The sequence below is a fragment of the Acinetobacter sp. NBRC 110496 genome (assembly GCF_000876115.1).
Lineage (GTDB): Bacteria > Pseudomonadota > Gammaproteobacteria > Pseudomonadales > Moraxellaceae > Acinetobacter.
The window spans coordinates 34,730-50,770 of sequence record NZ_BBTF01000020.1; the positions used below are offsets into that span (position 1 = coordinate 34,730).

Genomic DNA, 16,041 nt, shown 5'->3' on the forward strand with positions numbered 1-16,041 from the left:
TAAAAATACTCATAATATGGACAATAAAAAATCAATGTAACCCAAAAAGTTAAAGTGTTAAATTATTCATATATAATAACCAAATCATGGTTATGCTATCGTTAAAATAAGTTATTTTATAATAGATTAAGTTTATGAATCATCAATAGAATTTTACAAACAAATCATACATTACCCTGTAAAACCAGATTAGATTAAACCCTGTTTAAAGAGCAAAATTATGTCTTTTTCTCAACATGCAGAACCTCATGTGATACAACGTTCAGGCTGGCTACGGGCCGCTGTTTTAGGCGCCAATGATGGCATCATTTCCGTAACCAGTTTAATTATGGGAATGGCTGCCAGTGGTGCAAGCTCACATACTCTATTGATTACTTGTATTGCTGGGTTAATTTCAGGTGCAACATCAATGGCAGCTGGAGAATACATTTCCGTCAAATCCCAAGAAGATATTGAAAAATCAGATCTTCGTTTTGAAGCCAAAGAGCTGGAAAAAAACCCACATGCTGAACTCAAAGAACTCACACAAATCTATATTTCGCGCGGCCTAAACCCTGAACTTGCCCATGAGGTTGCCACGCAACTTACTGAGCATGATGCGCTTGGCGCCCATGCACGCGATGAGATCGGTATCCATGAAAATACCGCAGCCAATCCTGTCCAAGCAGCGCTTTCCTCTGCCGCTTCTTTTTCTTGCGGTGCTGCCTTACCTATGCTGGCAATTCTGCTTAGTCCAAGCACATGGATCGCACGTTCAGTCCTGATCACAGGCATTATTTCACTGGCACTGCTCGGTGCTTTATCCAGTTATTTTGCACGCACCTCGATGTTAAAAGGTAGTCTGCGGATTACAGTATGGGGCATTTTGGCGATGGCATTCTCAAGTTGGGTCGGTTCACTCTTTAATGTCACCCCGATTTAAAATACTTTTTAAGTCTAAAAGTCTGTCTATATTCAATACTTAAATAGCGATTATTATTTGCATGGTTTTTTGTTTTTACGTTAAGGTGATACAAAATGTAATGAGTCTTGCTTCATGTCAATTTTAGAATTATTAGAAATCAGGCATCCAATTTTACTCGCGCCAATGGCAGGTGTTTCTACACCAGAACTCGCAGCAGAGGTTTCCAATCAAGGCGCTTTCGGTTCTTTAGGATTAGGAGCCAATACAGCAGAAAGTGCCAAAGCACAAATCTTAAAAACTCAAGAACTGACAGATCAGCCCTTTCAGGTTAACTTTTTTTGCCATCAATCGGTCTCCCTGCAGCAGGAAATAGCTCAACAGTGGATTGATTATCTTCGCCCCCAATTTGAGAAATTTGCAGCGAAAGCGCCAACTCAGCTCAACTGTATCTATCCCAGCTTTTTAGATAATGATGATTTCCTCAATATCGTACTGGAAACACGCCCCAAAGCAGTCAGCTTTCATTTTGGCATCCCCCACCCACATCAAATACAGGCCTTAAAAAATGCGGGTATTGTCACACTGGTTTCTGCAACCAACTTACTTGAAGCACAAGCGATTGAAGCCGCAGGTATTGACATTATTATTGCTCAAGGAATCGAGGCAGGCGGGCATCGTGGTATCTTCAATCAACATTTTGATGCTGCGATAAAGACTGCTGATCTGGTTCAACTCATCACCCAGCACTGTCATCTTCCGGTGATTGCAGCAGGTGGTATCATGAATGGTGACCATGCCAAAGAAATGCTAAAACTTGGTGCATCAGGTGTACAACTAGGAACCGCTTTTGTTCAATGTAAAAGTTCAAGTACCAACAACGCCTATCGTAAAGCCCTGTTCAGTCAACCATTAACCCAAGTCAGTGCCAGTCTCTCAGGCCGTCCGGCACGCGGTTTAATTGGTACATGGCATACCCAAATCGATTCACCGCATCGACCCGCTACACCACCATATCCTTATACTTATGATCTGGCCAAACAGCTCATGAGCATTGCCAATGCACAGCAGGATTTTAGTTATGGCGCCTTTTGGGCAGGCAGTAATGTAGCACAAATCAGAGAATTAGAAGCAGCTGATCTGGTCAATCAACTGGTCCTAGAAATGAAAACCAACTAAATCTCGACAATAAAAAAACCGACCTCATCAAGGTCGGTTTTTTTATGAACTTATTTAATTGCTTCTAGCAAAGTATGCTGTGCATTATGCGGCTCTTCACCTTCCACGGGTCGTGCACGATCCCAAACACCATCGCCTTGTAACACCCATGCTTGCTGATTATCTTTGAGATAATTCAATAAACCGAGTTGGTAGATCCGCTTTTTCAATGCAGGATCTTCAATCGGGAAACAGGCTTCAACACGGTTGAATAAATTGCGATCCATCCAGTCCGCACTTGAACCATAAATACGTGGATTACCATTATTACTAAAATAGTAAACCCGAGTATGTTCCAAGAAACGCCCGACAATCGAACGAACACGAATATTTTCCGAAAGATTTGGCAGACCAGGACGTAGACAGCAAATCGAACGAATGATCAGGTCAACCTGAACACCGGCCTGCGATGCTTCATAGAGTTTATTAATCAATTGAACTTCGGTTAAGGCATTCACTTTAATAATGATTTGTGCAGGTCGGCCTTCTTTGGCATTGACAATTTCTTCATCAATATAATTGATCAATTGTGCATGCAGAGTGAAAGGCGCATGGAGTAGCTTTTTCGGCTTCGCCATTTTCCCCATACCCGTTAATTCCTGAAAAATACGGTGTACATCTTCACACAAGTCTTTATCGGTGGTCATCAAACCATAGTCGGTATAAATACGTGCATTGGTGGCATGATAGTTCCCCGTCCCCAAATGCACATAACGTACCAGTTTATTGTTTTCACGGCGTACCACCAGAATCATTTTGGCATGCGTTTTATACCCAACGATGCCATAAACGACCACTGCACCCGCTTCTTGCAAAACGTTGGCCACTTCGATGTTTGATTCTTCATCAAAACGGGCACGCAGTTCAATTACTGCCGTCACCTCTTTACCATTGCGGGCTGCTTCTGCAAGTACCTGTACGATTTCTGAATCAGCGCCGCTGCGGTAAAGGGTTTGCTTAATCGCCAACACCTGGGGATCACGGGCCGCTTCACGCAACAATTGAATCACTGGTGCAAATGATTCAAACGGATGATGTAGCAAAATATCCTGTTTTTGCATTGCGGCAAAAATACTTTCCGACTTTTTAAATGGTTTTGGAATCACAGGGGTATGCGAGTCATAACGTAAATGTGGACGTTTAAAATTCGACAGTAACCGCGCCAAATTCACTGGCCCATCTACTCGATACAATTGCTCTTCGTTCAAATCGAACTCATCCAACAAGTATTCATAGATATGCTTTGGACAGTTATGTGTGACTTCCAGACGTACTGCACGGCCAAAACGACGCGAGCTCAGCTCCCCTTTCAACGCTTTGGCCAGATCCTCTACATCTTCGTTCAAGGCCAGATCGGCATTACGAGTAACACGGAACTGGTAACAACCTGTTGCTGTCATCCCAGGGAATAAATCAGAGACATGTTCATGAATAATCGCTGACAGCATCACATGATGTTCTTTACCATTAGTAAGTTCATCAGGTAAGCGTACTACACGTGGTAAAGAGCGCGGAGCTGGGACAACTGCGAGATCAATCTGACGTCCAAATGCATCTTTCCCTTCCAAAGTCACAATGAAATTTAAACTTTTGTTGACTAAGCGTGGAAATGGATGTGCGGGATCAAGACTAATTGGAGTGAGTACAGGAGCAACCTGCTCTTGGAAATACTTCTTAATCCATGCCGATTGCGCAGGCGTTAATTCACCACGGCGCAAGAAGCAAATATCTTCTTCACGTAACTTCGGCAATATTTCTTCATTTAAAATCCGGTATTGACGTTCAATCGCAGCATGTGTGGTTTTTGAAATTTGTTCTAACACCTGTTTTGGGGTTAAACCATCTGGAGTACGACTTTCATTGCCTAAGGTTAATTGCTCCATCATCCCTGCAACGCGAATCTCAAAGAATTCATCGAGATTGCGTGAAAAAATCAGCAGGAAATTCATCCGTTCTAATAATGGGTGAAGTGGATCGACAGCCTGCTCAAGTACTCGAAGATGGAAATCGAGAATTGAAAGTTCACGATTAATATAACGATCGTTATAACTATATTCTATTGGCGCTGTTGTCGTCACTGCAGTATTCATACTGAACCTTGTCGCATTATCATTCATCAAGTGATGCTTTTAGTATGCTGCAAAATTATGTCAATTTGGTAAAAAAAGCCCAAAAATATTGAGCTTTTTTTGAAATTCAGCAAATTATTGCGGAAGTTGTATGGCATTCATATATTTTAAAATCACACGTTTACGATACTGCAGCTTACGATCATTGCGATTGTCTTGATAATACTTTGGATTTGGGAGTAAAGCCGCCAAGAAAGCCGCCTGCTCTCGACTTAGACTTTTCGAACTTTTGCCATAATAGAATTGAGCTGCGGCCTCAACGCCATAGATATTTTGACCAAATTCAACCGAATTCATATACACTTCTAAAATACGGCGTTTTGACCACATCCGTTCCATCATCCACGTTGCAACTGCTTCTTGACCCTTACGGATGAAGGAGCGCTGATTATAGAGAAATAAATTTTTAGCCAGCTGTTGTGAAACCGTTGAACCGCCTGCCACCAGCTCACCTTTTTCAGTATTTTTTTCTAATGCAAATTGAATTCCCGCCCAGTCAAAACCATGATGATGAATAAACTTGGCATCTTCGCCCGCTAAAATAGCACGCTTGAAATTATCACTAATATCATCGTAATCACGCCATTCCTGTTTGATCGGTTTAAAGTCGGTTAAATAGTCCCAACGCATAAACATCGTGGTTTCAACAGGGTGGGTACGCCACCATAGCAAACTACTAAAAATCCACAGTTGGATCAGGAGAATGACGCCAATAACCAACATTACTAAGCGTGCTAAAAAGGCTTTCATTAAACTGCATCACTCCATCGTGCAATAAATTCATGCTAAGCTATTTTATATATCAATAACTAGCCTAAACATATGACTGAAACGACTCCACCACAAATCAATCAAAAATTGCAAATACAAACCTGGTGGTTTACTGCGCTACTGATTGCAGTCAATGTCGGATTATTTGGCTGGCAAATTCTTTCAGGTGTGAATATTACCGACCCTGCCCCAGTAGATGCAATTGCCTGGGGTGCAGATTTTACTCCACTGACTTTTACTGGTGAACCAGAACGCCTATTCAGCAGTATGTTTTTTCATTTTGGCATGATTCATTTGATGTTGAATATGTGGGCGCTGTATATCTTTGGCAGTATTGCGGAACAACTGTTTGGACGAAGTTATTATGTTGGACTATATTTTCTTGCAGGTTTAATGGGCAGTGTCCTATCAAGCTATTTAAGCATTCGTGATGGCTATGAACTGTTGCAGCACTTTGATCCAAATCTCTTACCACGGATCAGTGCAGGTGCATCAGGTGCAGTGATGGGTCTCGGTGCAGCACTCACCGTAGTGTCCTTATTTCCGCCCTTACCGCAGCAACGTTTCTGGCTCGATAAAAAATCATTACTGATGATTATGGGGATTAACCTCATCTTTGGTTTTACCGTTTCAGGTATTAATAATGCCGCACATATCGGTGGCATGCTGATGGGTGCTTTACTGGCAGCAACATGGTATTTCAGCCAAAAAATGCAGAATAAAGTTGTATTCCAAATCATGGCTTTAATGATTGGATTTATTTTACTTGCTGCATTTTATTGGTATTGCACGGCGTTAAGCACAGGACTCAATCCTTTATGGCATGAAATCTTGCGCCAGAACCAGTCAACATTCTAAGACTGATGGATTTCTCTTCGGCGTTGTAGAGCGAAAATTACAATGATAGCAGTAGGAATCCATCATGGAGTGCGCTGTGTTGAGCCTCATAAAATACATGAATACACTGTTCTTATTGACTAAATTTTCACCTCTGATTATGCTGATTGAGTCTAAAACAGATTAGGTTTGGGAAGGTTGGCCCATTCCCCCGTCAATACGAGTTCTTCCGTTATTCCATGAACGGCCCATGACGAATAATACACTTATGCTGGATAAGTGTATCTATGAAATCAAAAGGGATATAGATATGAAACCACGAATTTCTGTTTTAACACTTGGTGTTATCGACCTAGAACAATCTCTAATTTTTATCGTGATGGTCTTGGATTTCCAACTGAAGGCATTATTGGACGAGAGTTTGAACATGGCGCTGTCGCCTTCTTTGATCTTCAAAATGGACTCAAGCTTGCAATCTTTGCGCAAGATGATCTCGCTCGGGATGCAGGATTAATCAAACATCCTATCAGTTCAACTGCCATGTCGATTGGACATAATGTCATTCACAAGAATGAAGTTGATGAGATCATGCAGCACGCAAAAGAAGCTGGAGCCACCATCATCAAAGAAGCTCAAAGTACATTTTATGGCGGTTATGCTGGATATTTTACCGATCCCAATGGGCATCTATGGGAAATTGTCTGGAATCCGCAGCTCATCCCCTTAGAGGGCTAATCTTTACAGTGACCGTATGATCACTCCTCATTACACCAGCACAGGATTCGACCCGTTAAGGCATAGAATCCTGTGCCAAAAAAAGTAGTTAAGCCTCTAAGACTGATTGATTTCTCTTAGACTTTGTAAAGGTGGGATATCGCATAAATAGCTCAGGCGATAACGACCAATCAAGGTACAAATGATCATCATACTCAGCGGTAAGATTAGCCAAATCTCAGGATGCCATTGCACTGCCATTTGCATCCTGTGACTGGCAATCGCACTAATCACTTCGGCGAACAAACACGCCACCACACCGGCCAACAGGCCAATAAAACCAATCTCCAGACTAAGCATACGTTTTAACTTACTCTTGGCAACGCCAAATGAACGTAGTAAAGCAACCTCTTTACGGCGTTCATCCATCAGCACATTCAGACATGCAATCAATACCAATACGCCAGAGAAGCCGACTAAGGCAGCCAGTACCGTTATGATCTGTACCAGCACATTCACCAAGCGTTTAATTTCATCCAGCACCCGCCCCACATCAATAAATACTGTATTAGAAAACTGTTGAATCAATTGCACCATTTTCGGTTGATCCGCAGGGGGCAGATAAAAACTGCCCAAATAACTTCCTGCATTTTCATCCATGGTTTTAGGTGAGAAGATAAAGAAAAAATTCGGACTAAAGCTCTCCCATTCAACGGAACGTAAATTCACTACCGTTGCTGCTAATGTTCCTTCTGGCAAACTAAAACTGAGTTGATCCCCAATTTGAATACCAAGCTCCTGTGCGGTTTTTTGCTCGACTGACACTTGCCCTATTTTGCTAAATTTGGCAACGCCTTGGGTAATCACATTGTCTTTAGGATAATGATCTGTTTGAGTCAAATTCAATTCACGGCGCAATGAATTGTTTTGCCTGACCAGTTCGGGTGCAAAGGCATGACCATTTTTAGCAACCAAACGCCCACGAATATTCGGATAAAGTGGCGTTGACTGCCAACCATTTTGCTCAATTTGCTGTTTAAACTGCGGCATATCAAATGGTGGCAGACCATAAACAAATTGATTCGGCGTCCCCACTGGCAATTGTTGTTGCCATCGTTGTAATAGGTCAGTTCTTAGCACACTCAAGACTGTAATCAAGCTCAAGCCTAAAGCCAATGCTGTGACCTGCAAAGCGGTTTGATGTGGAATCCTTACATAGGCAGCAAGAGGATGTTTCAGTTGTTTAATCGTCTTGAGTAGCAGCCAAATCACCACATACAAAATCACGCAAAGCAACAATATTGCGCTTAACACCAACAGGCTTAATTGTAAGTTATCACTCAACACCAAACTAAATAGAATCAAACTGACAATACCAATTGCGAACATTGCCAGATAAGACTTACGTGAACGCTCTTGTTGGCGAATCACCCGAATCGGAGGAGTATTTAACAATTCCCAAATGCTCGGCAAAATAAAGCCAATCAGCACCATCACACTGGTAAAAATTGCAATCGGTAAAGCATAAAGCAAATCAGCCAGTGCAAAGCTCAATTGCAGCTGTGGAATCAGTTGCAACATCAATTGTAGCAAACCATAGCCCAACGCAATTCCAATTAAGCTCCCCAGTACAATTGACAAGGCACTGACGATGCCAAGCAAGGCAATATACGCCCATAAAATTTGTCGCTTACTCGCACCTAAACAACGCATCAACGCAATATGATCCTGATTCTGTTGCACATAACGCTGACTGGTTAAAGCAATCGCGATACCACAGAGCAAAATGGTCAATAAATTGGCAAGCTGTAAAAAGGTATCCAGATTTTCGATCGGTTTCATCAAACGGCTATTGGATTGGCTGGCATCTCTAAGTTTCAGCGAACCCTGCTCACTCTCCAGCTGTTGATCTACTGGCTGATCAATCTCCTGTTCAAGCTTTTGAGATTGCTGAAAAGCTTTTTTAAAGGCTTGGGTTTGCTTTGGCTCTCCTGCAAGGAGCAGTCGATACTCAATTCGACTCCCGACCTGAACAGCATTGGTTTTGGCGATATCAGCCTGATGAATAATCACTGTAGGAGAAAAACCAGAGAAACCCATTTCCTGATTGGAATCACGCTCAATAATGCCTGTAACCTTAAACTGACCATCTGCGATCGCAAGCGGCTCACCTAGTTTGGTCTGCAACAGATCCATCGCCCGCGGACTTAGCCAAACCTGACCTGGCTGTATCGTTCCTGCATTGGGTTGAATCTGTAATTGGCCACGTAATGGGAAATGATCATCTACCGCTTTGACATTGACCATCACAAACTGATCTTGGTTATGTGCCATCGAACTAAATACAGTCACTGCTGCATGTTGTAACTTCAGCTTATCTGCCTGTTGCAGCCAAATGAGTTGAATGGGCTCCTTATCAGATAGAACCAGATCTGCACCCAACATTTCAGCTGCTTGTAACGCAACAGCATTTTGCACTTGGGTATTACTGAACTTAAGTGCCGTGGTTGCACTGATTGCCAAAGACAGCGCAATAATCAGGAGATATAAACCACCTGTACGAAAACTTTGCTGCAGTAAAGGTTTCAGCACTGAACTCATATCCCCTCCGGCTGCTTGACGATTTCCTGAATTTGACCATCAACCAGTTTGACATGCCGTTGGCAAAGTGCAGCCAAGTTTTGATCATGAGTGACCAGGACTAAGGTCGTACCTAACTCCTGATTTAAATCAAATAACAGTTGCTCAACCTCTTCCGCAGTTTGTCCATCCAGATTGCCTGTCGGCTCATCAGCAAAAATGATTTTCGGCTCCGCAATCAAGGCACGTGCAATCGCAACACGTTGTTGCTCCCCTCCGGATAGTACTTTCGGTGTTTGCTGTGCTTGTCGAATCAGGCCCACCCGTTCCAGCCATAGCAAGGCTTTCTGTTCCGCCTGCTTGAAATTAAAATCAGGCTGCAAGCGTAGTGGCAGCATCACATTTTCCAATGCGCTTAACTGGGGTAACAGTTGGAAAGACTGAAATACAAAGCCAATATTTTCTAAACGAACACGGGCCCGTTGTTCTTCCGTTAAAGTATGCACAGCTTCCCCACACACCCATAATTCGCCCAGACTTGGTCGATCCAGTGTCGCAAGAATGCCCAATAAGGTTGATTTTCCTGAACCTGATCGACCTGTAATCGCAATCTGTTCACCTTGATAAATGTCTAAATCAATGTCTTTTAAAATGCTGAGACTTTGCTGATTGATTTGAATATTTTGTGTAACTTTTTGGGCAGAGATAATCGGTTGTGGCATGATGTCACGTATCCTTTAGGACAAATTTGAAATACGATGCAAAAATCTAAAGTTATCTGGTCAGTATCAAAAGCAATTGGGATCATCACAATGTGTTTGACCCCAACATGGGTTTCAGCAAAGACTATTTTAATTTTGGGTGATAGCCTCAGCGCAGGTTATGGCATTGATGTAAAGCAAGGCTGGGTTCAGTTATTACAACAACGCTTAGACCAACAGTATCCGAAACAGCACAAAGTGGTCAATGCAAGTGTCAGTGGTGAAACCACCAGCGGTGCATTGGCAAGACTTCCGAAACTGTTACAAACCTATAAGCCAGAAGTCGTCGTGATTGAGCTTGGAGGAAATGATGGCTTACGGGGCCAACCGCCACAAATGATTCAAAAAAACCTTGCACAATTGGTACAGCTTAGCCAAAAACAGAAGGCCAATGTTTTATTGTTTGGTATGAAAATTCCGCCGAACTATGGAACTGCCTATAACACTGCTTTTGAAAATAATTACAAAGTGGTTAGCCAACAATATCAAGTAAAGCTGTTGCCCTTCTTCTTAGAAGGCATCGCTGGGCATAAGCATTTAATTCAAAATGATCAAATTCATCCCAACGCCAAAGCGCAACCCATGCTGTTAAATTTAGCTTATCCTTATATTAAAGGCGCTTTATAAATCACGCATTGATTACTAGCGCGTCAGCCAATGTGTTTCTTGAAATAAACCACACGTTCAGTTTCATGAAAACCAAGCGCCTGATGCATCGCATGGCTAATACGATTGTCGAGGGCTGCATCCGAGGCAAATTCAGTACATCCAAACGGTTTTGCCCATGCTTCTACTTGTTGAATCAGATGTGTTGCGATGCCTGAACGTCGATAATCAGGAAGGACATAAATTCCTTCAAGAAATGCAACTGGTGAAGTTTGCGTGCCATTTACATATTCATATCGAATCGATGCTTCCAGCATGGCAATCGCTTGTTGAGTATCTGAATATGCAAGTAGCTGCAAGCTTTGTGTCTGTTGAAGTAGCTGCTGCATTTGCTGTAAATGTGCCTCGTCATGATCAGGCCAGAGCAGTTTTCTCAATCCCAACCAATCTGCCATCAGGGATTCAGATACAGGCATAATATTCATTGCAGAATGCTCTTTGGGTTGAAACATCCAGATTTTATCAATGAAGGATATAAAGCATTAATCATAAAATTATGGCGAGTTTCTCAACTCGCCATCTACTTTAAAAATCGAAGAAACTAACTTCGCCCGTTTCTAGCGAATATTCAGCTCCGACCACGATCATTTTGCCTTTCTCAATTAAACTTTCTAACACAGCAGAACCGTGACGTAGTTGATTCACTGAGGCAAATACATTGGAACGAACTGCATGGGCCGAGAGTTTTTTCAAATCGTTTTTCAATTCGGTTTGCATCAAGATTTCAACCGAAGGACGCACACGATTCACGATCGACATCAAATTCGATGACGGGGGTTGCTCTGGATGCATCAAGGTATCAATGGTCGCTTGAATCGCTCCACAATGGCTATGGCCTAAAACCACCACGACTGCACAATCATAGCGCTCTGCCGCAAACTCAACACTGCCCACCTGTGAAGGTGCAACAATATTGCCCGCAACACGGATTACAAACAGGTCACCTAAACCTTGGTCAAATACCATTTCAGCAGGTACACGTGAGTCAGAACAGCCTAAAACAATGGCAAAAGGATTTTGATCACTTGCCATTTCGGCACGTTCCTGATGAGACAATAATCTTTGTTGAACTGCCTCTCCTTTTACAAAACGGGCATTACCAGCTTTTAAACGATCTAATGCTTCTTGTGCGGTGAGCATGCGTGTATCCATTTATAATTGACCTGAGCGGACAGTTTAATGTGCACCTGTTTGAAAGTCACTGACAAAAATAAAAACTCTCAGAACACTTGCTAATCTTTTAATCAGGAAAATAAAGGAAAAATGATGATTTCATTGGCAAGAATTTCCATACAGCTGTAGATTATGCAAATGACTCCTTTCGCACTTTCCCCAATAATCCATGAGTGTAAAAATAGATCAAGGATAGAGCAATGAATACAAAAAACCAATTTGCCATGCCCTTTCGCAGGACATTAACTGCGGCTTTACTGGCATGCAGTTTGACTACAATCGCGATCAGCACCACGCAGGCTGCGGAAATTGAGATGAGTTTCCAAAATCTGCTCCAACAAGAACGTACTTGGGCTGGCTTACAAAGCAAGACCTTAAAGGTAGGAGATATCACCTGGTCTTATAGTGAAGGCGGTCAAGTGGGTAAACCTATTGTCATTTTAATTCATGGCTTGGCTGGCAGTCGAGACAACTGGAATCGTGTTGCACGCGCCTTAACTGCAAACTACCATGTCATCATTCCAGACCTACCCGCCAGCGGTGAAACACAGGTTCCCAAAGATTTTGACTATTCAGTACCTAACGTAACTGAAAAATTACGTCGTTTTGTCGAAGCAGCCAATCTGACAGGGCCAGCTCATGTTGCAGGTCATTCATTAGGTGGTTCAATTGCCATGCTATATGCAGGCCAATACCCATTTGAAACCAAAAGCCTGTTCTTGATTGATGCTGCGGGGGTCTATAAATCTGCTAACACGCCTTATCTTAAAGACCCAACCCAAGTAAAAAACATGATTGTGAGTAAGAAAGGTGACTTTAACTTCTTAATGCAACAAGCCATGTTTACACCACCGTTCATTCCAAAGGAAATTGCACAAGCACAAGAGAAAATGATGATTGGTCAAGTTGAACAAACCAAGAAAATGGTCGACCAAATCATTGCTTTGAATAAGCTGTATACACCGGATTCATTTGCCTTACTGGCTCGCTCAATCGATGCACCAACCCTGATCCTATGGGGAAAGCAAGATAAGATTATTAATGTTGAAGTAGCGCCTGAGTTAAAATCGCTCCTGAAGAATGCCCAAACACCCGTAATCTTGGACAATGTAGGTCATATGCCGATCTTGGAAGCAGATCAATTGGTGGTACAGCAATACCTTCCCTTTTTAAGCAAGATTCAGGTACAAAAGCCAGCAACCTCTTCTTCACCCTAAATTTACCGTAACGATTTGAGATTTTATGTCTAAACAGCCAATGATAGAACAACTGATTGATGCACAACTTGACTTTTTAGAGCATGAGTTTGCACAAGCAGAAACCATTCAACATGAGTTTAAGCAGTTCTATCATTGGTTGCGCTTACAACAGTTAGGACATCTGTGGTCATTTGAACAAATCTTTGACCTGATTGAAAAGCAGATTTTAGCTACACCTGCCAGTCCATTTTTAGTCGAACAAATTGCTGAACATATCCGTTTTGCCTTGATTCATCCCATCAATGATCAAACTCGCATTGAAGATGTGATTCCAGTCCTCACCATTGATTCGATTGCGCAATACGTAGCCAGCAAAAGTGGACATCGCCAACGCCTGATTAAAACCATCGTCAATAACCCTGCTTTTTCTGCACTGATCACCCAACTGATTCAACACTCTATCCAAGACTATCTGGATAATTCCATGTCTAAGCGTGTGCCAGGTGTGGGACATTTTATGAAAATGGGGAAATCGGTCTTAGAAACCGTGACCGATTCAAATCTAAATGAAGCGATCGGAAACTACTTACAAAAGAATATTCAAAAAATCAGTCAAATGAGTGAAAAGGTATTAAACCAGCACTTCAATGATGACAAGCTATATCATTTTCAGGCCAATCTCTGGCATAAAATCAAAGTGATGCCTTTATCTGTATTGAAAAATTATATCGAAGTCCAAGACCTGCCGCAGACCGTGGGCATGGGACATGAGATTTGGGAACATATTCGTCAAACCCCTTACCTGAAGCAACAAGTGCATGATGGCGTCTATGCATGGTATGCCCGTAATCAGGAACGTAGCTTTGATCTTTTACTACGTGATCTGAATATCGACGAAGCGTTGATTGAAAATGAGCTCAGTCATTTGCTCAGCCCTGTTTTACAGCAAGTGATTAGCACGGGTTATTTAAGACAGCGTGCACGTGCTTATTTAGAGAAATTTTATTATTCTGAGCCAGTCAATCAAATTTTAAATAAAAAAGGATAAGGCATTTTCTGCCCTATCCTTTTGCTGCTTCGACTTAGAAACTATATGTCACGCCAAGATTGTAACGGCGGCCATCTAAGACATAGTTATAGGTATCTTTATCAATTTCTTTGTCAAATAGATTATAGATCCCTGCTGCAACTGCGATATTTTGTGTTGGCTTATAGTTTAACCCGACATCCACCATGGTATAGGCAGGTTTGCCTTTCGCCATTGCAGTGCGGCTTAAATAATCCGAAGTTTTACTGCGGTAGTTAACACGGCCCCAACTTGAGAACTGGTCATTAATTTCCCAGTCCGCAGTCGTATTGAACATATGCTTTGGCATTTCATTTAAAGGCTTGCCTTTGTTGATACCACTTTTTTGCTCGGTATCGGTGAAGGTATAATTGGCACTCAAGTTGACATTTGCTAAGACTTGCCAGCCAAAGGTCGCTTCTGCACCACGCATACTGGCTTTATCGACATTTTCACGCAAGCTGACAAAATCAAACTTCTCGCCTAACCAATCACATTTCATCTCACCAAGTTTACCCTGACAAGTTCTGACTTCAGTGATCTTGTCTTTAAATTCACTATTAAACAGAGTGAGCCCTGCGTTCAGGGTATCCAAATTATCCCAATTAAAGGAAACCTCATAGTTGACACTTTTCTCAGGTTTTAGATTTGGATTTCCAACAATTACCCCTTTACTTTGTCCACCACCCGTTGCTTGGCCCCATTCCGCAACTGTGGCACGAAGTGCTGGTGTTTTATAGCCTGTAGAAACACCACCTTTGATCACCCAATTATCATTGAGCCCCCAAACTCCATAGACTTTGGGGCTCCAGTGATCGCCAAACTTTTCATCTTTGTCTAAACGCAGCGAGGTTGTTAAGCTAAAGTCATCCACGATATTCCAGGCATTCTAAGCAAATAAGGCCCAACTATAACGATCAAGGTTCGAAACGGGTTTTGCCCCGCCCACACTTAACTGATTGCCTTTGTCATCCAACTCTTCCTTTAAGTACATTCCACCAAAGCTGAGGCTATTACGTCCTAAATTAATTTTATTGATGGTATTAACGGTGGTGTTGGTCGCTTCCATATTACGAGATGGGTTTTCATTTTCTTCACGCTGAATATAAGAATGTGTTTCAACTGCAGCAATCTTGCCACGATGGGTTAAACTATATTCAGTACGATAATAGTCAGTTAACGAATTTACAGGTCGGTTCCGTCCTGTTTGTACTGGAGAAATACTTTTCCCAACTGTTGCATCTCGATTTTGAATCGAACGCTGGTATTCAAGATCAATGCTATGATCATTGTTGGGTGTCAGACTGAATGCCGCCCCACCCGCACGAATTTTCTGTTTGCTATACCCACCGTAAATTTTATCTTCATCACGCTGAGAATACAGTCCATTGGCTTTAAAAGATAAAAGATTCGCAATTAATGGGCCTGCAATATATGCATTGCTCTGGTATTGATTTCCTGAGTCCGAGTTTTCTTGTAATGTCGTATCGACCTTAACCGAGCCAGTCCACGCGGTGGCATTCTTTTTGGTGATGATATTAATGACACCACCCATTGCATCTGAACCATATAAACCAGACATTGGGCCACGAATCACTTCAATACGCTCAATCGCCCCAATATTGGGCAACCAGCCCTGTTCAATCCCGGAGTTATCACTATTTGGTCGTACCGAGCGTGAATTTAATTTTTTCCCATCCACCATAATCACGGTATAAGCACTGCCCATACCTCGGATACTGATATCACTTGAGCTTCCCCCGCCTGTAACCACCACCCCGGGTACATCTTTCAAGGCATCGGTTATATCGCGATATGCTTTTTTGTTGATTTGTTCTTGCGTCAGTACTGAAATAGATGCTGCTGCTTTTTTAATATCCTGCTCAAATCCACTTGCCGTTACCACGATCTTGTCTAATTGCACTGCATCTTTATTGGTTTGAGTTTCTGCTGCATGTGCAATTGTCATCATACCACTCAGCACGGAAATGGTAAGCAATGATTGACGCACGATTGTATTGGACAT

The 16,041-nt window shown here is 42.2% G+C and carries 12 protein-coding genes and 2 pseudogenes; 7 read left to right on the top strand and 7 right to left on the bottom strand.

Features of this window, described 5'->3' with window-relative positions; all coding sequences use genetic code 11:
* Nucleotides 1–220: 220 nt before the first annotated feature.
* Nucleotides 221–922 (top strand): VIT family protein, encoded by a 702-nt coding sequence (locus Aba26S_RS11430; protein WP_043972035.1) that lies wholly within the window; start codon nucleotides 221–223, stop codon nucleotides 920–922.
* 114 nt (nucleotides 923–1,036) lie between these two features.
* On the top strand, nucleotides 1,037–2,080 hold the full coding sequence (locus tag Aba26S_RS11435; protein ID WP_005243453.1) for a nitronate monooxygenase family protein: 1,044 nt from the start codon (nucleotides 1,037–1,039) through the stop codon (nucleotides 2,078–2,080).
* Between the two features lie 50 nt (nucleotides 2,081–2,130).
* On the opposite strand, the gene ppk1 is transcribed toward Aba26S_RS11435, so the two are convergent.
* Nucleotides 2,131–4,209 (bottom strand): polyphosphate kinase 1, encoded by a 2,079-nt coding sequence (gene ppk1 / locus Aba26S_RS11440; protein ID WP_005243456.1) that lies wholly within the window; start codon nucleotides 4,207–4,209, stop codon nucleotides 2,131–2,133.
* Between the two features lie 114 nt (nucleotides 4,210–4,323).
* On the bottom strand, nucleotides 4,324–4,998 hold the full coding sequence (gene mtgA / locus Aba26S_RS11445; RefSeq protein ID WP_005243470.1) for a monofunctional biosynthetic peptidoglycan transglycosylase: 675 nt from the start codon (nucleotides 4,996–4,998) through the stop codon (nucleotides 4,324–4,326).
* 72 nt (nucleotides 4,999–5,070) lie between these two features.
* Here mtgA and Aba26S_RS11450 point away from each other — a divergent pair, with 72 nt between their 5' ends.
* Nucleotides 5,071–5,877, top strand: coding sequence for a rhomboid family intramembrane serine protease (locus tag Aba26S_RS11450; RefSeq protein ID WP_005243471.1), 807 nt, complete (start codon nucleotides 5,071–5,073; stop codon nucleotides 5,875–5,877).
* A 289-nt stretch (nucleotides 5,878–6,166) separates the two neighbouring features.
* Nucleotides 6,167–6,591: pseudogene (locus Aba26S_RS11455) on the top strand (VOC family protein).
* A gap of 96 nt (nucleotides 6,592–6,687) precedes the next feature.
* Here the strand turns inward: Aba26S_RS11455 and Aba26S_RS11460 are convergent.
* Both Aba26S_RS11460 and Aba26S_RS11465 read right to left on the bottom strand, forming a co-directional pair.
* Nucleotides 6,688–9,171: an ABC transporter permease gene (locus Aba26S_RS11460; protein ID WP_043972038.1), complete on the bottom strand. Its 2,484-nt coding sequence runs from the start codon at nucleotides 9,169–9,171 to the stop codon at nucleotides 6,688–6,690.
* Nucleotides 9,168–9,872, bottom strand: a complete 705-nt coding sequence (locus Aba26S_RS11465) for an ABC transporter ATP-binding protein (RefSeq protein WP_016651652.1) — start codon at nucleotides 9,870–9,872, stop codon at nucleotides 9,168–9,170. The genes Aba26S_RS11460 and Aba26S_RS11465 overlap by 4 nt, the downstream gene beginning before the upstream one ends.
* A 36-nt stretch (nucleotides 9,873–9,908) precedes the next feature.
* Between Aba26S_RS11465 and Aba26S_RS11470 the strand changes: the two genes are divergently transcribed.
* Entirely contained in the window at nucleotides 9,909–10,538 is a 630-nt protein-coding gene (locus Aba26S_RS11470) for an arylesterase (RefSeq protein ID WP_010590051.1), read from the top strand.
* 23 nt (nucleotides 10,539–10,561) lie between these two features.
* Here Aba26S_RS11470 and aac(6')-I read toward each other — a convergent pair whose 3' ends face one another.
* Both aac(6')-I and Aba26S_RS11480 read right to left on the bottom strand, forming a co-directional pair.
* Nucleotides 10,562–11,002, bottom strand: a complete 441-nt coding sequence (aac(6')-I, locus tag Aba26S_RS11475; protein ID WP_005243483.1) for an AAC(6')-Ighjkrstuvwx family aminoglycoside N-acetyltransferase — start codon at nucleotides 11,000–11,002, stop codon at nucleotides 10,562–10,564.
* A 100-nt stretch (nucleotides 11,003–11,102) separates the two neighbouring features.
* On the bottom strand, nucleotides 11,103–11,717 hold the full coding sequence (locus Aba26S_RS11480; protein WP_032861893.1) for a carbonic anhydrase: 615 nt from the start codon (nucleotides 11,715–11,717) through the stop codon (nucleotides 11,103–11,105).
* A 233-nt stretch (nucleotides 11,718–11,950) separates the two neighbouring features.
* Between Aba26S_RS11480 and Aba26S_RS11485 the strand changes: the two genes are divergently transcribed.
* Both Aba26S_RS11485 and Aba26S_RS11490 read left to right on the top strand, forming a co-directional pair.
* Complete coding sequence (locus Aba26S_RS11485; RefSeq protein WP_005243486.1) at nucleotides 11,951–12,967, top strand: alpha/beta fold hydrolase; 1,017 nt, start codon at nucleotides 11,951–11,953, stop codon at nucleotides 12,965–12,967.
* Nucleotides 12,968–12,992: 25 nt separating this feature from the next.
* Complete coding sequence (locus tag Aba26S_RS11490; protein WP_005243488.1) at nucleotides 12,993–13,997, top strand: hypothetical protein; 1,005 nt, start codon at nucleotides 12,993–12,995, stop codon at nucleotides 13,995–13,997.
* 34 nt (nucleotides 13,998–14,031) lie between these two features.
* On the opposite strand, the pseudogene Aba26S_RS11495 reads toward Aba26S_RS11490, so the two are convergent.
* Nucleotides 14,032–16,041, bottom strand: a pseudogene (locus Aba26S_RS11495) (ligand-gated channel protein).